We start from the raw sequence: 22,898 nt of genomic DNA, 5'->3' as shown, positions 1-22,898 counted from the left end.
AAATAAATATAAATTATTTTATTTCATCTCGTAATGGAGTTCAACAAATTGATTGAATCTCCTTATCCCCTTTAAGTTTAGTTCTAACTCAAAATCAATTTTTTTAAATAAAGGTATTCCATTACCTATTAGAGTAGGTGATATAGTAATAATAAATTCGTCAACTAACCTTTCTTTAATAAAAGAATTTAGAAGAACACCACCGCCAACAAGCCATATGTTTCCTCCATCCAGTCTTTTGATTTTATTTGTAAATTCCACAACATCTTGATTAATAAATTCTACATTTTCATTTTTACCTTTTTCTGATTCAGAAAATACATAACACTTTTTATTCTTATAAGGAAATTGCCCTTTTTCTTTTTCAATGATCCAGTCATAAGTTCTTCTACCAATTAGAATAGTATCAACTGTATTGTAGAATTCAGAATATCCATTATCTCCTTCGCCTTCAGTTTTAAACAACCATTCCAAGGAATCATCTTCTGTCGCTATGTAACCATCTAAACTTGTTGCGATATATAGAACTAATTTTCTATTGTTGTACATCTATAAACCTCCATATTTATAAAAATTAATCTAATTTTAAAACACAATTAGTGAACAGTAATTTACAATTATTCATATACAATCATAATTATAATACTTATTATAGAATAATTACAATAAAATGATTTATAATACAAAAACACCCTTGCAGAAATATGCTAATTCATAGTGTAACACCCTTCGTATATATTAGAATCATTAATTATCAAGGAAGAGAACCTATTCTTATTTTACATTTAGGCTATGTTAATGAACGGTGTTGATAATATAGTATATAATAATGGAACTCCTTTTCAAGAGTTCCATTATTTCACGATTTACTAATATTGCGATTTTAAATATTATGTTTATCGCTTTACATTATTTGTTTCTATTGTAATGACTCCTCAACTATTCTTTTGTTAATAGAATAATTACATCCAAAATTAGAGTCATCAAACAATTCTATTCTCGATAGTAAATCAATATCTTTTATATTACTCCAGTTAATTTCGCTGCTTAATTCTTTTAATATAATTTCAGAATCAAAACCAAGATAACCCCTACTATAATAGTTTATAATTTTAGGTTCTACATAACTTGTTAAGCCTATACAATTATGTTTCTCTATTATCTTAATGTATAAGTCACATAAAGCTGCTTCCCGTTCTTTTCTTTCAGGTGAAGCTATAACCTTCTCTATTAAAGCAGATATAGCACTCGATATTTCAAGCCTTTTGAAAGCAACTCCAAACCACTTGCTATAGGGATAATATTTTTTTTCATAATAAAAACATATCTTCATAAGCTTATTTATTATTCTATTTGTAACAATACTTTCACCTATTCTATCATCCTTTTCTGCACATCTACCTATAAAGGCTTGCTCCTCATTAATTGATTTCCATAGTATAAATAAACGTAAGAGTAAAACATCCCTAGGGAAAAATTGAATAGCTTGTCTTGCTTTAGTTAAATCTCCAATTCCATCATAAAATACTTCTCCACTTGTTAGTTCTAGTAAATGCTGTATTGGGAAGGATAGCCAGTCCTTAAAATCTATTTCTCTATCTTGATTAATAACTATATCATTGTTAAAAAAAGAATTTACCGTGTGTATTTCTACAAAATGGTTAATAGGATATGTATTCTTATATTGCATATAACCATTATTAGTCCATCCTTCAACAGCCTTGTAGTTAGTTGGAAACCCCTTATATTCAAATGGCAGGTTATATTTGAAGAGGGTATCTAACTTAGTTTTTACATCATTAAAGTTTTCTTCCTCTAAAAAAATTTGTAATCTGGGCCCCCAAACATGGTCAGTGGATTTATAGTCATCAAACCCCAATACATCTGAGCAATGTCCAACGAGCGCTGCTGCATATCGAAGATACGTATATTGCTTATCTATTAGTGGTTTTATAATATCAAAATAAAATTCTTTATTTAATTTTAAACCCGGAATAAATTCATTTTCACTTTTACATACAAATATATCGCTCATGTTCCTACTCCTTTTATCAATTAGTGAATAATATAATACTATTACGCATCAATTTATAATCTTCTGTAAATTTAACCTCTTTATTTACATTTGTTCAGTAACTACAAACTTTAATTACTGCATATTCTAAAAATATTTTTAATTATAAAGTTAAATTATCATTGATGAAAAATATTCATTAATTATATGTCTATGTGTTTCAGCAACATTTAATTTTTCTAACTCCTTGTAAGTAAAATACTTTAATTCTTCCGATTCCTCACTGCATATCAATTTACGATTTTCTGTTAAATTTATTATATAAGCAGCAGATATTATTCTAACAATATTTCCATCTGGATATACAGCGATTCTTGATGGGTCTGAAAACATTTTCCAAAAATCTAAAGACTCTTCTGATAATATAATACCTGTTTCTTCATTAATTTCTCTAATTATTCCTTCCTCTAAACTTTCATCAATTTTCAGACCTCCGCCTATTAGTGCCCAGCGGTTGCTATCTGATCTTTTTTCTAATAATATTTTATTATTATACTTAATAATTGCACAGGCACCTATATGGTTTGGCTTATTAGGCTTTGGTGCATTTTCATTTTTATAATAAAATTTTGCTTCAATCATATTGTTCCATCATCCAATATTTAAAATCTACAATGTTATGCACTATAACACAATTATTCATTTATAATCATAATTATAATACTTATTTATAACATAATTTATTTATGCTAGTTAATTTATTTTCCTAAGTTGCAAATTTGCATATTATTAACTCCATTACACAAACTAAAGACGAAAGGAGATTTTTATATGAAAAAGTTTACTGTTATATTTCTAATTTTAATTACATTAGTATTAAGTACTTTTACTTCTACACATGTATTTGCTGAAAATATATTTAAAGAAGGTGTTTATAAAGCAACTGATTTCAATATATCCCCAAATGAATCTTATGTGGTTCAAAATGTTTCAGCAAATAATAGTGTTTTTCTTACTCTTTATGATGAAAATCAAGTTATAATACAATCTATTCGTCTTCAACCTAAGTCAGCTAAGTATAATTTAATTCCTCTTAAACCTGAATATAGAATTGTTATAGTTGGTAATGGTCAAATATTTATTGATAAAGGGACACAATAGGGTGTCCTTTTATTATTAAAAACTTTTAATTGAATATATCCAACATAATATTTATTATTCTTTTTTCTAAAAAGAATAATAAATATTACTGATTTAAATCATTGAGCAATCATTTCAAATTATCTATACTAGGTTAACCATAAACTTCTTCATCATCTATATTAATACTCCAATACCTTACCATAGCTATCATATCTTCCTTATCCAAGACAGTGAAAACCCATGATGAATTTTAAAAACAGATTTCATACTTTTCATCTAGCCATAACGGTTGACTTGCAGACACCCAACCAACTTTATTGTACATTTTTTTAATGATATTTCCTTTAAGCCCATCTTCACCTTCTCTAATAATCAATCACTTATAATATTGATACATTAAATTCCACCTTAAAATTAATTTAAATGAAATTTTCTAAAATTTTTCATTTACAATCATAAATATAATACTTATTATAGCATGATTACAATAAAATATATTTATATGTAAAAAGCACCTCTATATAGAGATGCTCTAAAATAAACAGCTTTGATTTTAAATCAAAACCATTAAAACCGTTAAATAATTTTATTTCTAAATAATCCTGACATTTATCAAAATTTATTTATATTTATCAATGTCATTAATTTTTATATATTATTTGTACAAGACACTCTAATACAACAAATCCATTTAATGATAAGTATAATTAGTTTGTAATAACTATATAAAAAATATATACTCGAATTATTTTATGCCTGCATCAATATGTACTTCACCGTCACCAACTATTACGATTTTATATTCAGATTCAAGAGAAACTAAATAATGTCTTGATGATTTAGGTTCTAGATATAAGACTTGTGTGTTAATGTTATTTTCATTAAAAACAATAACACAAACACTATATGCTGATATATTTTCAACATGGTAAGAACCATCTTTTGAAGGATTAAAATCCGATATTTCATAAAAACCCTCTTTATACATATTTCGTGAAGATGCATAAGTTGTAATAGATGTACCCAATATAGTAGTTACTAAAATTAATAAGATTACAATAAATTTTTTCATATAATAGTCACCTCTCGGTGATATTTTATGTAGTATTAATAATAATATACAATTATTCCTTCACATTCTTATTGCAACATATTTTCAATAAAATGTATGAAAATATTAAAAGCACCCCTATACAGAGATGCTCTAAAATAAACGTCATTACAAATAAGTTATTTAATTATATATCTATTCCACCATAAAAAAAGATGAGATTTAAAAACATGAAAACTCTCTGACTTCACCTTGCTTAAACACTTATTTTAAATTGTATACTTAAATATAAGTTCTCCATTAACATCCTTTTCATTTATATACTCAAATCCAATGCTTTTGTATAAACTATAAGCTAATGTATTTTGCTCAACTATACTTAAGTAGATAGTATTAACATCATATTTTTTTGAAACTATATCAATAAGTTTGGTCATTGCAATTCTTCCAAATCCTTTTCCCTGGTATTTTTCATCTATCATTATTCTATCAATCCAAGTATCTTTATTAGGCCCGAAGGATCCATACATTGCAAATCCAATTACTGCCTCGTTATCATATATAGCTACAGGATTCCACTGACTACAAGTACTTGCTTCTTTCAAGCATTCATCTACAGTTTCAATAAATTTCTCTTGGTTTGACTTTAATTTTATTTTTCTAACAATATTTTCATTAGTATTATCTATATCCTTAAAATATATATTATTCATATAATTACTTATCCCCCAAATTCAAAACATTTAAATTTATGCATATTAACCAATGAATTAACTGATTAATCTTCTTTCTTATCTTAATTCAATCTGTTTATAATATTATTTTTCCTTCTTAAAAACAAAAGATTTACATTCATCATCAAATATGTTTTCCTTTAAAAATGTAAATCCACATTTTTTAGTATAAAATTTATGGTTTCTTATTGAATAATCTGGCGTTTCAACTGTCCATATTTTAGCATTTACATATTTTCGCTCTATATCATTCCAAACTATAGTTCCAAGATGATGTCCTCTGTAATTTGGATCAATAAAGAGCATTTCCAAACTATATTCATTATTGGCCTTAATTCCAACTGTGTAAGCACCAACTATATTACCTTCATAAATAACTTTATAACTTTCAAAATCTGTGCGCTCATTGAGCCATTTAATCAAACTGCCATCATTATACCCTTTAGGTCCATCCTCTTTTATATTTCTGTGCATTGATGTATCTTCATTAAATGCAGAAGTCATGATTTTTGTTAATTCTTTATAGTCATCAGTATGTATCTTTTGATACAAAATCTTGTTATTCATTATAACTTCTCCTTCTTATTATTTATTTAGTACGTTAATACGTTTTTCCTACAATTATTAACTTATATTATAAACTTATTGTAACATAATTTTTATAAAGTGTATATTTATGTACAAAAAGCATCCTATTAAAGAAAAGTTCATAAAATTAAGTGGCTACTTTTCTCTGGAAGTAACCACTTTTTAGTTTAAGTAAATGAAACTACTCTACCAACAGTTAAGATAAAAATTATAAATCCTGTCATTATGATGGTTATGGCTACTGTAAAGACTCCTCTAAATAATTGAAACCAGCTAATAGCTTCCGAAAATCCAAGTAGCCCTAGTAATAGTGTGACTATAGAAAGTATCATAACTATAACTAATGGATGCACTTGCAATAGATCCATTGTAAAGTTAATTACCTTATTTGATTCTATTGATAAAAAGAATAATATTACACATACCAACGATAAAATGAATGAGTAAATATTTAACTTTAATTTCATACTGAACCTCCTAGATATTCCTTGATATTGCAATGTGCTTATATAGCACACTGCAATAATCTATTATAATTTACAATTTTACCATATTATAAGTCCTATGGTATTAACTTAAATTTAAATTTCTATATACATTCAGTAAAACCTTATAAATAGAGTTCTTAGCTTCTCTGAAGCTTACTAACAGAATTCTTCGCATCAGTGTTTCTGCCCATGTAAATTAGACCTTCAAGGTTGTTTTTTATAGCTATAGCTACATAGGAAAGGAGGTTACCTTTGGTTATATCATAGCCATGGACTGCTTTACATAGTGCAATAGTCCCCACTTGAATTATGTCATCTAGGTCATAGCCCTTTGCGCTTATAGCTACAGCTTGGCTAGATATTAAAGCCTTGAAAGTTTTTAAAAGCTCTTCAAGGGCAGTATCCTCCCCTGCTTTTGCCTTTGTAACTAATTCTTGAATTTTAGCATAATTATCCATAACGAAAATCCTTTCTATAAGGCAATTTTCTTCTACATTTTCAACAACTTCAATCTCATTAGACCTAAATTGAAAGCCATGATCCTCCATTTTCTCATAAGAAATATGCCTAATTCTCTCTTTATAATTATTAGTATAAACTTGTCTTTCTATCTCCATGACAACTTTAATAAACTCATCAGGTACAAAAACCTCCTGAACTTCACCTGTAATAAATTCATACTTAATTTTCATATTCATCTCTCCTAGCTTCAAATTTTTTTGAAACTTTTATGAATCTATTCAAAGCCTATGTGGAGATGCTTATAAACGGATAAAAAAAGCCTTCCACAGTGAAAGGCTTTAAAAACTAACCCTATAAGGATTAAATTCTGTTAAAATAAAAAATAGCCAAACGACTGCTAATTTAGCAACCATCCGGCTATTCGGTAGTTAATTCTCCATTGCTCGGTATGTTTTATTATACTTCCTTATTGAATTGTAATTAATCTTTATCTTAACTCATTATATATGAAAATTCTATTTTTCTTAATTTAATATTGTTCTTTACCCCCAAAAGTTTTCTACACTTATTACACTTTATCTCTATCATTCCAATATAGCTATTTTCCACATCGAATAATCTATTATTGCAAATTGGGCATCTCACCTGAATCAATTACATCTAATCCCCCTCTCTATACTAATTTTCCCATTTAAAATACTTAATCATAATATAGATAAGCTCTCATTTACCTACATTTCCCCTTAATATAACCTAACATATCCTTTACTTTACGTCTTTTCTACCAAATACTTTTATCATTAACACGAATGCCATAAAAGCATAGTTACATTATATGGCATTTTGAGGAGGCGGTCAAGAGGTAATTTGAAGTATTTTGAAAATTTATTGTTTTTATCCATTATTGAAATTTAACTTCATCCATTATATTTTAAGCAGAATATAGTCTACCCTCAGAGTAAAAAGGTGAAGAAATCGTGTATCTTTGATTTCTTCACCTTTCTATGTGCACTTTATTAAATTATAGTTTAATATAATTCTTTTATTATCTCCCTGTGCTTTAGGGTGTTCAACTTAATTTTGTGCCTTTTAATATTGATTATTTTTGTCTTTTTTGCCATTAGTACGTATTTCATAGAATATAAAAACTGTTATTAAAACAATGTAATTTGTTTTAATACTTGTGTCATTAAATATTTTCTGAAGTATTAAGGGTAGGATGACAAAAATACTTAACATAATTGCAAAATCTCTAATTAAATAGAGAACACGTTTAAACATAAAAATATCCTTTCAATGCCGATATAACATGACTTATTATAATTTTATAGAAATGAGGTAAGTATTAATATATCAACCTACCTCATTCTTTTAGACGTTTCTATTACTAATATAATCCGAAGATAGTTAGTATTCTACGATTATATTTTTACCAAGGAAATTTCCCAGTCCATGTATTTGTAGCGTTTCCTAAATAAGTTCTATGACCACTATCATAATAAAAATTATTATTTGCTCTTACTTTTGTTACCATATTGCTTGTATTTCTATAGTAAGAAACAGTTCGTCTATAGTAGACAGTTGGAACACGCTCACTAACTATAATACCTGCTACTGCACCTACAACGCTACCAGCTACTATTCCTAGTCCTAATCCACCTGAAACTAAGGATACTAATATTCCTGCAACAACAGAATATGTGAAGTTTTGAAAATGGGTGCTACCATTATGAGCATTGACAAATTCCCAACCTGATCTTGCATTTTTTATAGGTTCACTAGTAACTGTATCTTCAACAACCATAATGTCAGTTGTCTGTTTGCCATCTTCAAGTTTAGTAATTTCAATGTTATTATCTTCATCCATACTTATAACAGTATCATATTTTTCTATTAATATATACTCATTATTATCATCTTTAACAAAGACCTCAGTATGAATATTATCAAAATCTTCAGTTGAAGTTTCTAATACTTTATACTGTTTACCATATTCTTCATATGTGTACTCTGTATTGTCAGACTCAGTACTGATAAAATTAAAATTAATTTTGTCGTCTACCCTTAATTCTGATTCAGCATTAGCATATAATGTCTGAGCCAAAATTGTAGAACACATGATTATTAATGTTAGTAAAATAGATATGGTGCTTTTGAGTTTTTTGAACATATTTACCCCTCCATATAATATATTAACTAGCTTTAATATATCCATAATATAATAATTAATATTTTCAAAGTTAACTACTGCAGTAAGCCAATTTGAATTGATTCTCTTCAAACGTAACACATTATACAAAACATGTCAAATATTAGCAACACTTTCATGTCCATATTTATATACTAACACCAATTTTAAAGAACTTGTGAAAGCATCAGAAAAAGTGGACTAACTTTTTAAAGTTGGTCCACTTTTTCTCACTTATTTTAAAAAATATTTTTATATTTTTGTCTAATTAACTGTTCACCAGCTAGTACTTTCTCTCTCAATAATTTAATCCATTAATTGTTATAGGACATACCACCTGACAATTATTAGTGTGAGTAACATTTATTTATTTATAGTTACCTGTCTTTTTAAATCCTCTATCTCTTTATCCTTAAGATCTATTATCTTTTCATACTTTTGTTCCATTTCCATCAAGTTTTTACTTAGCATATTTATAAAGGATGCCATCTCATCGGAACTTCCTGCTATACGGTTAAATAGCAAAAGATTTAATTTTAAGACCTCTGGAATCTCTTTGTGAGAATATCTAAGTTGATGGTCAATCTCTCCATAACCTTCTTCAAATATGGTTCTTACTTGGATTTCGGCTATAACCTTTTGATTAGTTGGAAAAAATTCTATAAGATAATGGACAGAACGGTATCCTGATTTTCTAGAATTAATTTGTATATTTAATTCTTCAAATATTTTTGTATCATCCCCTTCTCGAACATTAGCAGTTATCTCAACAACCTTCCAAGTTCCCAGAATATAATTATGTATATCTTCCCAATCATCCTTGAATATATGTATGGCTCTAATACCTATCAAATCATTTATCTCTTCTTTATAGTTAGAAACAGAAAATTGAAAATCCTCTCCATACTTTGATTTTCTATCCTCTGTCTTTCTAATAATCTTTTCAATAAGCCTTTCAGAATCCTTTACTCTAGATTTTACCGTATGTATTTTCTTATGTGCCCTAAGTGTATTTGCTATAAATTCTGCTTGTGTCTCATAAGTCTCTTTATACATATTGAAATCCATATATATTTCTTCTAAAGTGTCCCAAACTATTCCACTCTTTATAATCTCTTCATTCTTAAGATGATATTTACTTAAAAAAGTTTCTTTATCTAAAATCATAAACCTTGCCACCTTCAGTTTTACTTATTTTGTCCATAATAAATACATTTTATGATATTTTAAACTTATTGTAACGCAAAATGATAAAAGATAGCAAATTGTATTGCCCATAGAAAAACGTAAAAAATAGCATTATAAAGTCCCTACTAAAATAAGCTTTACTTTAGTAGGGACTTTAGGTTAGTTTTAGAGGGATTGCTCATAATAAGAATTATCATAATGCATCTATGTTTTTAAATATTTCCTTTGATATAAGGGAGACGGCTGCAGACAGAACTGCAACCACTAGCAGAATAATACCTATATGATTTGAAAATTGATCAAAAGCTACTCCATATATGGTTTGACCAATCGGTTGTGCGCACATTGAGAGAGAAATCATCACTGCAATTACTTTTCCAACAAGATCTGGCGGCGTTTTAATTTGAACTGCTGCAATCATTTGTACACTGAACATTGTGGCAAGTGCCATGATGATAAAACTTGATGCTGTAATTACCGCATAACTTACCATGTTTGCCATGCCCAGTAGCAGTGGAATCGCCATGACCCCCACAAATAAGCTGCAAAGAAACATCAAAATGTGTGAAATTGTAAGTTTTAGTTTTTTGCTGAATACAGCGGTGAAGATTCCCCCGCAAAGTCCGCCAAGTGCCATGATTCCCTGTGAAAACCCAAGCAGCTCATCACTGATTTTAAGTGTGCTAATAATTAGAATAGGCATGCCAACAATCAGCATTGATGATAGCACCAGATTGAAAATCGTAGCCAGACCAATAATTTTAATGAGGACTGGTTTTTCTTTTTTCATATAACTTGTGCTGTCAAGAAAGTCACTTTTTATAATTGCAGATAATTTCATTTCATTATTTCTTTTCTCAAAGGGTATGTGTATAAAAAGCTCCATTATAGCAGAGGAGACAAAGCAAGCAATACTAATGAGAAGTATGGGTACAATGCCAAAAGCACCAAATAGCATGCCACCAATAATAGGTCCTAAAAGCCCTGCCAGTGCACCTACTTGATTGACAACCGCACCTGCTGATAAAATTTTATCTCCTGAAACCAACAATGGAATACTTGCTTGCACCGTTGGCTGATAGGTGCCACTAATGCCATAAAGCAACATTAAAACAGCAATAAACAGCGGAACTATGGGCAGTTTTCCAAGAGCCATAAAGAACAGAAAAACAATGCTGGCCGTTAAAAAATCAAGTGTCACCATGATGTTTCGCTTGTTCACTCTGTCGGCCAAAATACCTCCCAAAAATGAGAGAAAAATCATGGGAAGAAAGGAGGACGCTGTTACAATTCCAAAAAGAGATGCTGAGCCTGTTTCTCTCAAAAGATATAGAGGAAGCGCAAATCTCAATATTGCATTACCAAACATTGAAATGATTTGCCCGATTACTACAAGTGTAAAGTTCCTATTAAACAGTTTTGTTTGTTCCATATTATAATGCCTCCATCTTATTTACTTTTGACAACAGCTCTATAAATACTGCAAGACCTAATGCCAATAAAACAACCATTCCTATTAGCCTGATTTGCAAAGAATTTTCAGGTATAAACGACATCATATTGCCAAATGGAATAATTAACAGAAAGGATGTTACTACAGTAGCTACCAACGACTTCCTCCAAAACCCTATACGCATTGCTATAAGACCTATTGAAGCGGCCAGCAGTGCTGAAACTCCCGTTGTAACAAGCAGGTTTGGCCACATTTCACCTGTAAACATATTGGGTAAAATGTGAAAAGTATTTGAGAAAAAAGCAAATATACTGATTGCAACAATATTACATATAGCTACTGCAATGGCAGTAAAGCAAAACACAAAGCTGCATTTTGCAAAGAGAATTTTGCTTCGCTTTATTGGGTATGAGAACAATAGAATTGCTCTTTTCCCAGTATATTCTTCAACTGTAAATTTAGCGTGCATGATAGCAGATAAGACACCGAATGCAGCAACAAACACTATGGAAATCAAAGATATAAAATTATTCCATTGGCTAAACATACTCAAATCTGTAGGCAGGGAAACGCCACCTCTAATTTGGATCATCTGTTGTGATTGTTCAATTTGTGGTATATAGGCTGTTAAAAAGCAAAATCCAAATCCAAAAATTAAGATAAGAAAGGATGCCACAATGTAAGAACTAATTTTATTTTTTTCAAGTTCTAATTTTATAAGTTTTATCATTATAATTTTTCTCCTCTCATTTTTTCAATGAAGAAATCTTCAAGATTGTTTTCATGCTCTGCAATTAAGTCCTTCACATTAGCTTCAAGGGTTAACGTTCCATTTGCAATGACCGCAACTCTTTCAACGGTTTGTATAACTTCGCTTAAAATATGGCTTGAAAGTAAAATTGTAACACCCTGGTTTTTAAGAGAAACAAATAAATCTCTCATTTCCTTAATTGCAACAGGATCAAGTCCATTAATGGGCTCGTCAAGGAGCAATACCTTGGGATTATGTATCATACTTCTAGCAATGCCTAACCGCTGCCGCATGCCAAGAGAAAATTTTGATACTGGCTTATCACCCACATCACCAAGGCCAACACGTTCAAGGGATTTATATATATCTGCATCTATCCCCATATATCTAAGATGAATGGACAAATTTTTGGCAGCATTTAGATGCTCATAAAAATATGGCACCTCAATAAGACTACCGATGTTACGGAGTACCTGGTGTCGTTGGGTCCAAGCATTTTCAGCTAGAACATATGCACCACCCTCAGTTGGCTCAAGCAATCCGGCCATAAGCTTTAAGAGGGTTGTTTTTCCCGCTCCATTTACGCCTAATATGCCATAAATCTCACCCTTCTTAACTTTCATTTCCAGACGATTTAATACGGACTTGCCATAAAATTCCTTACATAGTCTGTTTGTATGCACTGCAAATTGATGTTCCATAAATTTCTCCTTATTCATATACCGACGTTCGGTATGTGTTTTGCTAAAAATATTCTGCCCCCTGAGGAGCAGTTATTTTTTAACCATTGTAGCGACTACTGTACTCAACATATTGTAAGATAGTCTCTGTATCTAAAATATCAATTCCTATTCCATTTAAAAGCACACTGAAAAATTCCATTTTCCTATGCATTTCTTCAGGTGTAGATTTTGCAATGGCAGGGTTCACCCAAATGTTCATTAGCGTGATGATCACCTCAGCGAGCTCTTTTGGATAAGCAGTTTTAATTGAACCATCACTTATTCCCTCCTTGATGATGGGTTCAATATAGCATGGGACAATTAATTCATAGATTTCTATAACTTGTTTCATCACAAATTTTGGATCACCCATAATTTTGTCTGTCATTGCTATAATCGCATTACTACCTGGATTAGCGTATCCGCCTTTAATCATTGTTTTTAGCTTTTCATAGCCAGTCATTGTCTTGTCATCCCGGAGTTTATTGAAATAAGCCGTGTTTTCATTACCAATTTTCTCACATACTGATTGAAAAATTTCCTCCTTGGATTTAAAATGATGATAGATTGCCCCCTTGGAAAGCCCCCCTAAATTGTTGATAATATCTTGAATTGAAGTGCGTTCATAACCTTTTTCTATAAAGAGCTTTAAGGATTCCTCTAAAATTAGGTTCACTGTTTCTTCTGGATATTTATTTCGTGCCATACAGCATCCACCTCCATACATACCGTTGGTATCTATGTTATCATTGATGATTTTTCTTGTCAAGCATCAACATACTATTAATCCAAATATAATAAACTATAGTATTTCTCATTCATATGGTTCTATGAGATTTATAGATTGCACCTAATAAGAAATTATTCTTTTTCTGCTGCAAACATTTCTGCATAAATACCTTGATTTTTAATCAAACTCTCATGATTACCGCACTCCATTATAGTTCCACCTGAAATAACAATGATTTTATCGAATCGCTTAACTAAATTTGCTTTATGTGATACTAATATACATGGAATTGATTTTTTTAAGATATTGTCAATTATTTTAGTTTCTGATAAAGAGTCAAGGGCACTGGTTGGTTCATCTAATAGTAGCATCTTAGTGTTTCTAAATAATATTCTGGCTAGTATTATTTTTTGTTTCTGACCTCCAGATAAATTCATTCCTTGATCTGATATCGTAGTAGATAATCCCATTGGTAATTCTTTTATCAATGTATCTAAAGTTGAATCATAAATAACTTGTTGTAAAAAATCAGAATCATAATTTTCTTCTCCAAGGGTAATATTGTAAAGAATACTCTCATTAAATATAATAGGATTTTGATTAACCATTCCTATAGCATCTTTAATAGCCTCTTTAGAGTATTTATCTATAGTTACATTATTAATATAGACCTCACCTTCAGTAGGTTCTAATAAATTATCGAGAATTTTTAATAATGTACTCTTCCCAGAACCACTTGAACCTACCACAGCAATTTTATCATTTTTATCGATGGATAGATTAATGTCATTTAATATTAGCCCATCAAATATTGAATGTTTAAAAGATATATTTTCTAACCTATAAGAATCAATGTGATCAATTGTTTCTAGCATGTGTGTATCTGAATTAAGCTGTTTTGTAGAGTTTATAGCAAATATTTCATTTATCTTTTTAAACTGTATCTTAATAACAGTCATCTGTATAAATGTACTCATAACCCCATTCAAGGGTGAGAGAAAAGATTGAGACAAAGTTATAAACCCTATTAATTTTCCAAGGGTTATTGAAAATACTCCTTGTCCATAAATTAATGTTGTACCAATCAATATTAAAATAATAGGAGTAAAGTAATATATTGAACTTATAAAACTACCTAAGACAGAAATTTTTATATCCTTCTTTAAAGTAAGATCCCGTTCTAGCTTGAATTTTTCTGACCATCTCTTTAGAAAAATATTTTCTAGGTTTAGAGATTTTATTGTTTCCATTCCTTCAAAAAGTTCAATAATAATATTTTGAGTTTGATTCTGCAAAATCATTTCTTTGCTATTAAAATTAAATAGCATTTTTGTGTAAAATAAGGATGAAAAAATAATAATAGCACCTATTCCAACAGTTATGAAAGTAAGAATTGGAGAATAAGAATACATTATAAAGAGATATACAACTACTAAAATAATTTCAATTATTGATTTTAAAAATTGTTGGCTTAGTAATTGCTGAATGTAACTTATTAAATTTGCTCGATAAATCCAATCACCAGAGGCACGATTTATAAAATACTTAAATTGGATTTCTGAAATCTTCTTAATTAGCTTATCTATCATTTTTCCATTAAAGTTGTATTTTAATTCTGCCAACAATAAGTCATTTAAAAATTGCATCAGAGTATAAATTATAAAAATTATAATAAACCCAGGCACTATTAATAAAGTTCTTTGAAGTAGTGATCTTACAGCATTATTGCCATCAATGAGAAGTCTAATAAAGGTAGGCACAATTATTGAAAATAACTGTAAAATTATCATTGATACAAGTAAGAATATTAGTGATTTTTTTTGCTTCACAAAGAAATTCATAATGATTTTTTGCAAAGTCTCTACATGTGATTGTTTCTGTTTTTTCCCTGTATCAATAATCATATCAGTTGGTTCAAAACTAAGAATAACCTGGCTAAATGATTCTTCAAATTCCATTTTTGAAACCTTCAAAACTCCCTTATCAGGATCAAATAATGTTACTTTATTTTTAATACTTTTAACCACAACAAAATGATTATTATTCCATAGAATAATAATTGGATGTTTAATTTTTGACGACATCAAATCATCTGAGTTAATTTTATAGGCTTTACCTTTTATCCCATGATCAGATATGATCTCAATTAAATTGTATAGACTCAAACCTCCCCTAGGAACCCCATAATGATCCCTTATTTCATTTAATGTAGATTTAATGCCCCAATAATTTAATATCATTGTTATACAAGCAATACCACATTCACTATGTTCAGATTGTTCTACTAAACTTAACTTTCCCATATTTGTGTCCATCCCTTTCCATTAACTTAAAGAGCTAAATAAATAAAAAAGTACCCTTATTTATTTAAAAATTATGGTTGTATTATCCCAAATATATGTAAAATTGTCAATGTAATCTTCTTTTCCTGCAAGTAATATATACTGTACTTTTTACATGTTGAGCATTTGTTAAAAATTAAACATTTCTCTGATGAAAAATAAATTATTTAATTTAGAAGATTTATATGGCTATTATTTAGAAAATCTTGTAAATACAATAATCCAATTTTAATATACCATATTATATATAAAAACAAAAATGTAAAATATTAAATAATATGTAAACAATATTGAAATTATAAAACCTTCGTGATATATTTAACATGTAAATTCAAAAGTACATGCATGTTAGATGAATTTAACAAATTAAAGGGGGGGAACTAAAAATGCAAAAAATATCAAATGAAATTTGTGGAAAGAGCTTAAGGGAAATGTCACAAAATGAAATGCAAGATATATATGGTGCTTCATCTGAAACAAATGGTACACCAGCTACTGTTGTTAGTGCAATATCAAAATTTGTAACAAAAAGCTCAAAGGCGTGCATATCTGCATCTGCATCTGCTATAAGTGGTATTCTTTCATATAACAAAGACTGCTTAGGCTAATAAAAAATAAGGAGACTGGTTATGGAAATGAAACAAGATAAAATTGTTGGAAAGAGCTTAAAAGAATTGTCAGAAAAAGAATTAATGGACGTTTATGGTGGACGTGGAATGTCAGAACCTCAATCTACCATGGTATGCTCTGCATTAATAACTTTTGTAGGCTCATACCTTGGTTCTGCAGTGACTAAATGCGGTAAGGACAATAAATAATAATTAAAATATAGAACAATCATAAGTAAGAGGTGTTGGCTCACCATCACCTCTTACTTATGTAATAATATAAAATTTATAACTAAATAAAAGTACCCACTTTTAGCATTGTGTAGGTTGTGGAAGTACGTAACTAAATAGGTAAGGAGAAAATATTATGTACTATAATTTTTATAATGCACTTACTATAAAAGAAAGATATTCAATAATAGAAAATCAATTAAAATATAAAAATAACTTTAATAAAGAGGCTTTTATGCTTTGGCGAAATGATATGTCTATATTAAGTAATGCTGAATTTTCAAAGATGCTAGAAGTAAATAAGTATAATCAAAATATTTTTTCATTTGCTGTTGAGAAAAACCCAAATCAGGAATTAAAAGAATTATACATAGACTATACAAAAAATTCTGATTGGTATAATAAGCTCATTGAAATACATGAATTATCCAACTCATGTATTGATTTTGATAACACAAAACTTTCATATTTATTAAGATATTATATAATATATGCTGATAAAGAAATCAGAAGTAAGCTTAAACCAGAAATAATCAAATTTATTAAACAAGAATCAATTCAGTCTATTCTATTATCCTTTTTTTCACAAATTAGTGACATAGGAATAAAGGCTATTACCCTTGAAATTAATATGCAAAGAGAAAAAGGCCTTCTTCTTGGAGATACTACTGAGGACAGATATAAATATTTTATTAGCAAATATGAAAATGCAGAAGACATTCTCAATTTCTTTAACAAATATCCAGTATTAGCTCGTGTTCTTGTAGAAATGACCACAATGTTTATTAAGAATACCATTGAAGTATTTGACCATATTAATGAAGATAAAATAAAACTACAGAGACATTTTCATATAGATGAAAAAGATTTTATTATTGATACAATATATTACGGACTCGGTGATTCGCATAATGGAAATAAAACCGTAATGACATTAGGTTTTGAAAATAATAGAAAGATATTGTACAAGCCAAAGAATTTACATGTAAATATTGCATTTTCTAAGTTATGTGATTATCTTAACCATAGAGCTCCAATTCTACCTTTGAAAACTGTAAATTCTCTTGCTGTCAATGATCATGGCTATGAAGACTTTATTGATCATATAGATTGCCAATCAGAAGAGGAAGTAAAAAGATATTATATAAGATTTGGTTATTTATTAGGTCTTATGTATCTTCTTAACGGTACTGATATGCATATGGAAAATTTAATTGCCCATGGCGAACATCCAGTTATTATTGACTTAGAAACAATAGTGCAGCAACCTACATTATTCAATGGTAAGGATAATGATAAAACTACACAGCTAATCAAACAAAAGGTATTTGAAAATATTGATAGAATAATGCTATTAACTAGCAGACTTAAAAATAGTGATAACAGTAAGGGAATAGATATTAGTGCTTTATCTGGAGCGGAGAAAACTCTTGATGAAAAGGTACTACAAATCACTAATCTTAATACCGATGAGATTAGATTTGTAGAAGAAACTGCTGTACTACCAGGAAGCCAAAATCTCCCACTAAAACAGATTGATTTTAAAAAATATAAAAATAACGTAATTGATGGCTTTACTACTATATGTAATTATTTTATAAATAATAGAGAAGAAATTTTAAATTCAGATGTATTTAAAAGCTTTAAAGGGTTAAAGGTAAGGCAATTATTACGAAATACTAATCAATATGCCAAGATATTGGGTCACTCCTATCATCCTGATTTTTTATCTGATATGTTAGATAGAGAAAAAATATTAGAAAACATGTGGAGTATTGAATTTAACAATCCAACATTTATTATTAGTGAAATTGAAGATATGATGTTTAATGATGTTCCCTATTTTTCTTATTACACCCATGGATTAGAAATATATAGCTCAAATAGAAATCTAGGAGAGTTTACTTCAAAAACTTCATATGAGTATCTTATAGAGCATATTCTAAGGATTAATAATGAAGATATCTTGAAACAAGTTTCCTTAATAGAATTAGCATATGGAAACTATGATATACCAAATAAAATTAAGGAATATGAAATGACAGTACAATCCTTTAAAGAAAATTCATCAACTGAAAATACTTTCTTAGAATGTGCTATTAATCTTAGCAAAAAAATATTATCTGAGCGCATTAAAAGTGAGGATCTCCTTCTATGGATGACAGTAAACACAAGTAAATATGAAGAAGATTCCTATAATGTTATATCGGCAGACTTTTATGATGGTGTTTATGGAATTGCATTAGCTATGTACTATTTATATAAAGTAACAAATGAGACCAAATACTATAGCTATTTTGAAAAAATAATTGATGAGTGTAATACGGAAGATCAAATAATATATGTTGAAAAAAATATTGGATATACCAGCACCTTTAGTTTTATACACATGGCATCCTTCTTAGAAAAAGGAGACTTACAAAAAAGTAAAATTAAAGGTTATATAAATAAGTATTTAAAAAAATTAGAAAATAATATTGAAATTGATGTTGATTATCTTAATGGAGCAACTTCCCTTGTAAATTCTTTAATTAGATTATATGATAACTCTCATGATACAACATACTTATCCCATATTATCACCTATGCTGAAAAAATATTAGCATGCTTTAAAAAAGATGAGGTAAAGGATTTTCAAGCTGGTTTTGCACATGGCTTAGGACCTATTTCTTTAATATTCTATAAATTGTATAGTATTACAAAGTCAATAAAGTACCTTAATTTTGCAGCCGATATATTAGATAAGGACAAGCATCTCTACTCCAATTATGAAGAAATGCCACTATCATGGTGTAGAGGTTTAACTGGTCTGGCAATTTCTCGTATTGAAATTTGCAAAACTATGAAAAAAGCAAATTTAGATTATACTGAAGTTTTAGAAGAAATTGAAAAAATCAATGACTATGTTATGAAGTCAGCCATGTTCCAAAATGATTGTTTATGCCATGGTAATTCAGGTTTAGTGGAATATTTCTTGACTAGGTATTCTTTAACATGGAATTTACATGATTATGACATGGCAAAAACAATAATGAACAAGATTATAACAACCCAAAAGGCAAAGGGTAAATTCCATTTGAAACAACTTGAGCATATTTCTTCAATAGGATTATTCACTGGAGAAACTGGTATTTTGTTTGAGCTAATTCGTTTGATTAATCCTGAAATTGTTCCTTCAGTATTAAGTTAGAGAGGTGATATTATATGAAAAATATAGTAACACTAATAGGTACACGTAATTTAAATACTCGGACCTATAAATATGTTGAAGAGATTTTCAATGAACTCAATGTAGAAGGCGAATACAATAATACTATTTTAAACCCAACAAAATATTGCCTTAATCCTTGCTCAGGATGTAAAAATTGTTTTAGTAATGGTATTTGTATTTTAGATAATCTTAAGGATGATAAAGGTAGTGAACTTAAACAACTACTTTTATCTGCTGATTTAATAATTATTAGTTCACCGGTGTATGCCCATAATGTAACCTCTGATGTTAAAGTAATTTTTGACAGACTTTCTTATTGGTTGCACATTTTTAAATTGTTAGGAAAGCCAGTTATAATACTAACCACAACAGACACAAATGGTGAAAGCTTTGTTAATGATTATTTAACTAAAATGTTTCAGTATATGGGAGCAGTAATTATTTCAAATGAAACTTTCTTTGCATATGATACACAAGAGGAGATTTTTCATAAGCTCCAATCAATAAGAAGTATCATAAAAGATGCTCTTGAAGGAAATATTGTTTTAGAATCCTCTCCAATGCAAGAGGCTATGTTTCAACAATTAAAGTATACTTATTTGTTTTTCCCTAAAGAACATTACGAATATAAATATTGGGATAGTCACGGATATTTTAATGCAAACAGTTTTTCAGAACTTTTAGTTAAGGATAACAGCCATAATGAATAAATTTTTCAACTATACAAGTTTTCTTTTAACATTAATATTATTAAATTTAATTAGTTTTTTTCTACGGATAACAATAATAAATGAAATAACCCTTTACTATTTGTTATTTTTAATCGCCGTTACTTTCCACGAACTTGGACATTTTGCTTTTGGTAAAATCATAGGAATGAAGCTGAAATCACTTTATGCTGGGCCTATAAAAATTTGTATTGTGAATAACAAGGTTAAACTTAAAGAAAATAGCATTTTTGCCTTAAGTAATGGCTTATGTCAAATGTTTAAATGCATTGATAAGAACCAGGTATCAAGGAATTTTTCACTCTATTATTTAGGGGGCATATTTACCAATTTATTATTATTTATTCCTGCCATTCTTATAAGTAGAATAGAAACTGAATTTTACTTTAAAACAGTTATTACCACCTTTGGTATAATGAATTTTGTTATTGCATTAGCAACATCACTGCCCTTTGAAGGAAACGATGGATGGATGGCACTTTTATTACTAAAAAATGATAAGGGCATTAAAAATAAAGTTTGGCTTCAAAATATATATTTAAGTGATATTGATGCTAGTGAGTTAACAGAGGATGAAATAGATAATTTATTTCAAGTATTTAATAACCATAAAGATATAAGTGATATTTTTACTTGCGGTAGCCTATTAGCATTACACTATATAAAAAAAAGTAATTATGACTTAGGGAAAGATTACTTTATAGAAATTATTAACATTATGAAAAAGCAAAATAAAACTAACAGGATGGAAGCAAAGAGTTATATTGAAGTCATAGATTTTCAATTAAAATTGCTTACTTTACTAGAGGAAAATATAGATATAGAAAACTTCAATGATTTTGACAAATCACAATTAATAAAAACAGCAAAAGAATATCAAAGAGCGACTATAGACAATCGATTTAGAGAGTACATTGATACTATTCTGTATAGGATAAGGTAGCTTTAGAGACTCTATTGTATAAGCCAATGATAATTTTATATCATTGGCTTAATTTCAGTCTTTTAAATCTATTCCAGGAATCGTAGTAATAAAGTGTGAAATTATTTCTGTAAATAGCTTTCCATGATAATGATTTTAAAGGCATGGTGATTATCATATAATCCCATGCCTTTACTCCAATTTCTCTATTTAAGCTTATTAAATACAATACAAATAAAATAAATACTTCTACTTATTTATATCATTTGTTATACTTTAGTAAGCTTAAAATACTCTTCTAATTCCTCCACGGAATCTATATCAAAAATATCCATACCAATTCTATCAATGGTATTAATGGGTAAATTCATTATCTTATTCTCATACTCTGCTGGTAGATTTTTAAACTTCTTTAATAATTGCTTAATTAACAGTTCTGCTTTGCCTTTATTAATTCCTTTTTCTATTCCCTTTTCCATGCCCCTCTTTTCAACCTCTGGATCATATAATGTTTTTGTCATTCTATTCACTTCATTTTCTAAAATTTCATCCTTAATAAAATTTCTATTTAAGTTAAACTGACCTCATCTACATTAAAGTTTTCTTCAAAGACTCCATTTAATAGGTTAATTAAAACCTTATTAGAGGTGGAAAACAAAAACTTTAATACCTAATCTAGTTTAACTTTTTCCTTTGTTGATTCCAAGTTTGCACCATCCTTTATGATTAAATTATATATTAAAAAGAGCTCAAATTAAATATATTTTATAGCTATATATTAATTATAAACACAAACATTTGTTCTTATTCATTTCAATCCGTTATTTCTACAGTTTTTCAATAGGTTCCATAGCTCATCCTATAATTAGTTCTGTAAATGGCGTTGATACTGTTGATACTAATGCTGTAGTAGGTATCTCCTATCTAAGAGAATATTTGTAATATATTTCATCACATGTTATAATGCTGTTTATAAGTACATAATGGAAAAGGAGTTAATCAATGAGAATAAACAAGCCTAGAATTGCTAATAAAAAACGTTTAACACTTTTCATTATTCTGACATGTGTTGTGTTTTTTATCTTTATACATACAAGCCCAGTAAGAGTGGCAAAGAATTATTTTTTTTGGCATAGTTCTTGCGGTGCGTCAATGGTAAAACCAGTAGAAGTAGAATATAGGAATAATAATTTAGATGCCTCAGTGTATTTACAATACAAGGATAATTTTGAACATTATAGATCTTCTAATGCTCGGGCTTCACTGGGAACATATAAAAGTAAATTTGGATTATGGTTCGTTACACCAAATAGTGTATGTGAATAAAAGGGGGCGTCGCAAAAT

23 protein-coding genes are annotated in these 22,898 nt (G+C 28.8%); 7 read left to right on the top strand and 16 right to left on the bottom strand.

Features of this window, described 5'->3' with window-relative positions:
• Window positions 1–18: 18 nt before the first annotated feature.
• The 3 genes from B3630_RS16805 to B3630_RS16795 form a co-directional block, all read right to left on the bottom strand.
• A complete protein-coding gene (locus B3630_RS16805; protein WP_346900171.1) occupies window positions 19–549 on the bottom strand; it encodes a dihydrofolate reductase family protein in 531 nt (176 codons plus the stop codon).
• Window positions 550–919: 370 nt separating this feature from the next.
• Window positions 920–2,035: a DUF4037 domain-containing protein gene (locus B3630_RS16800; protein ID WP_346900169.1), complete on the bottom strand. Its 1,116-nt coding sequence runs from the start codon at window positions 2,033–2,035 to the stop codon at window positions 920–922.
• A 150-nt stretch (window positions 2,036–2,185) separates the two neighbouring features.
• Window positions 2,186–2,656, bottom strand: coding sequence for an NUDIX domain-containing protein (locus B3630_RS16795; protein ID WP_346900167.1), 471 nt, complete (start codon window positions 2,654–2,656; stop codon window positions 2,186–2,188).
• A gap of 189 nt (window positions 2,657–2,845) precedes the next feature.
• Between B3630_RS16795 and B3630_RS16790 the strand changes: the two genes are divergently transcribed.
• The gene (locus tag B3630_RS16790) at window positions 2,846–3,175 is read left to right on the top strand and encodes a hypothetical protein (protein WP_346900165.1); all 330 of its coding nucleotides are present in this window, start codon (window positions 2,846–2,848) and stop codon (window positions 3,173–3,175) included.
• A gap of 727 nt (window positions 3,176–3,902) precedes the next feature.
• Here B3630_RS16790 and B3630_RS16785 read toward each other — a convergent pair.
• The 12 genes from B3630_RS16785 to B3630_RS16730 form a co-directional block, all read right to left on the bottom strand.
• Window positions 3,903–4,229 carry a hypothetical protein gene (locus tag B3630_RS16785; protein WP_346900163.1) on the bottom strand — a complete coding sequence of 109 codons (327 nt, stop codon included), beginning with the start codon at window positions 4,227–4,229 and terminating at the stop codon, window positions 3,903–3,905.
• A gap of 248 nt (window positions 4,230–4,477) precedes the next feature.
• Window positions 4,478–4,921 (bottom strand): GNAT family N-acetyltransferase, encoded by a 444-nt coding sequence (locus B3630_RS16780; protein ID WP_346900161.1) that lies wholly within the window; start codon window positions 4,919–4,921, stop codon window positions 4,478–4,480.
• 105 nt (window positions 4,922–5,026) lie between these two features.
• Window positions 5,027–5,509, bottom strand: a complete 483-nt coding sequence (locus tag B3630_RS16775; protein ID WP_346900159.1) for a GNAT family N-acetyltransferase — start codon at window positions 5,507–5,509, stop codon at window positions 5,027–5,029.
• 188 nt (window positions 5,510–5,697) lie between these two features.
• Entirely contained in the window at window positions 5,698–5,997 is a 300-nt protein-coding gene (locus B3630_RS16770; RefSeq protein WP_346870544.1) for a hypothetical protein, read from the bottom strand.
• Between the two features lie 158 nt (window positions 5,998–6,155).
• Window positions 6,156–6,710 carry a sigma factor gene (locus B3630_RS16765; protein ID WP_346900157.1) on the bottom strand — a complete coding sequence of 185 codons (555 nt, stop codon included), beginning with the start codon at window positions 6,708–6,710 and terminating at the stop codon, window positions 6,156–6,158.
• Window positions 6,711–7,909: 1,199 nt separating this feature from the next.
• On the bottom strand, window positions 7,910–8,650 hold the full coding sequence (locus B3630_RS16760; RefSeq protein ID WP_346900155.1) for a sulfite exporter TauE/SafE family protein: 741 nt from the start codon (window positions 8,648–8,650) through the stop codon (window positions 7,910–7,912).
• Between the two features lie 381 nt (window positions 8,651–9,031).
• A complete protein-coding gene (locus B3630_RS16755; RefSeq protein WP_346879384.1) occupies window positions 9,032–9,835 on the bottom strand; it encodes a RelA/SpoT domain-containing protein in 804 nt (267 codons plus the stop codon).
• A 214-nt stretch (window positions 9,836–10,049) separates the two neighbouring features.
• Window positions 10,050–11,288: an MFS transporter gene (locus B3630_RS16750; protein ID WP_346900153.1), complete on the bottom strand. Its 1,239-nt coding sequence runs from the start codon at window positions 11,286–11,288 to the stop codon at window positions 10,050–10,052.
• A 1-nt stretch (window position 11,289) separates the two neighbouring features.
• The gene (locus tag B3630_RS16745) at window positions 11,290–12,039 is read right to left on the bottom strand and encodes an ABC transporter permease (RefSeq protein WP_346900151.1); all 750 of its coding nucleotides are present in this window, start codon (window positions 12,037–12,039) and stop codon (window positions 11,290–11,292) included.
• Entirely contained in the window at window positions 12,039–12,761 is a 723-nt protein-coding gene (locus tag B3630_RS16740) for an ABC transporter ATP-binding protein (protein WP_346900149.1), read from the bottom strand. Before B3630_RS16740 ends, B3630_RS16745 begins: the two co-directional genes overlap by 1 nt.
• A 79-nt stretch (window positions 12,762–12,840) precedes the next feature.
• Entirely contained in the window at window positions 12,841–13,488 is a 648-nt protein-coding gene (locus B3630_RS16735; protein WP_346900147.1) for a TetR/AcrR family transcriptional regulator, read from the bottom strand.
• A 155-nt stretch (window positions 13,489–13,643) separates the two neighbouring features.
• Window positions 13,644–15,815 (bottom strand): peptidase domain-containing ABC transporter, encoded by a 2,172-nt coding sequence (locus tag B3630_RS16730; RefSeq protein ID WP_346900145.1) that lies wholly within the window; start codon window positions 15,813–15,815, stop codon window positions 13,644–13,646.
• 425 nt (window positions 15,816–16,240) lie between these two features.
• Between B3630_RS16730 and B3630_RS16725 the strand changes: the two genes are divergently transcribed.
• The 5 genes from B3630_RS16725 to B3630_RS16705 all read left to right on the top strand — a co-directional run bounded on the left by B3630_RS16725 (window position 16,241) and on the right by B3630_RS16705 (window position 21,575).
• Window positions 16,241–16,462, top strand: a complete 222-nt coding sequence (locus tag B3630_RS16725; protein ID WP_346870534.1) for a lichenicidin A2 family type 2 lantibiotic — start codon at window positions 16,241–16,243, stop codon at window positions 16,460–16,462.
• Window positions 16,463–16,483: 21 nt separating this feature from the next.
• Window positions 16,484–16,672 carry a lichenicidin A2 family type 2 lantibiotic gene (locus tag B3630_RS16720; protein WP_346846774.1) on the top strand — a complete coding sequence of 63 codons (189 nt, stop codon included), beginning with the start codon at window positions 16,484–16,486 and terminating at the stop codon, window positions 16,670–16,672.
• 157 nt (window positions 16,673–16,829) lie between these two features.
• Window positions 16,830–19,883, top strand: a complete 3,054-nt coding sequence (lanM, locus tag B3630_RS16715) for a type 2 lanthipeptide synthetase LanM (protein ID WP_346900143.1) — start codon at window positions 16,830–16,832, stop codon at window positions 19,881–19,883.
• Between the two features lie 14 nt (window positions 19,884–19,897).
• Window positions 19,898–20,614, top strand: a complete 717-nt coding sequence (locus tag B3630_RS16710) for a flavodoxin family protein (protein ID WP_346900141.1) — start codon at window positions 19,898–19,900, stop codon at window positions 20,612–20,614.
• Window positions 20,607–21,575: a site-2 protease family protein gene (locus B3630_RS16705; RefSeq protein ID WP_346900139.1), complete on the top strand. Its 969-nt coding sequence runs from the start codon at window positions 20,607–20,609 to the stop codon at window positions 21,573–21,575. The genes B3630_RS16710 and B3630_RS16705 overlap by 8 nt, the downstream gene beginning before the upstream one ends.
• 248 nt (window positions 21,576–21,823) lie before the next feature.
• Here B3630_RS16705 and B3630_RS16700 read toward each other — a convergent pair whose 3' ends face one another.
• Window positions 21,824–22,075: a DUF4351 domain-containing protein gene (locus B3630_RS16700; protein WP_346900137.1), complete on the bottom strand. Its 252-nt coding sequence runs from the start codon at window positions 22,073–22,075 to the stop codon at window positions 21,824–21,826.
• 631 nt (window positions 22,076–22,706) lie between these two features.
• Here B3630_RS16700 and B3630_RS16695 point away from each other — a divergent pair.
• Window positions 22,707–22,880: a hypothetical protein gene (locus B3630_RS16695; RefSeq protein ID WP_346900135.1), complete on the top strand. Its 174-nt coding sequence runs from the start codon at window positions 22,707–22,709 to the stop codon at window positions 22,878–22,880.
• The last annotated feature ends 18 nt before the right edge of the window (window positions 22,881–22,898 follow it).

Origin of the sequence: Clostridium sp. UBA7503 (genome assembly GCF_002477055.1) — a bacterium.
Taxonomy (GTDB): Bacteria; Bacillota; Clostridia; order Clostridiales; family Clostridiaceae; genus Clostridium_J; species Clostridium_J sulfidigenes.
This window is presented reverse-complemented; position numbering and strand designations above follow the sequence as displayed.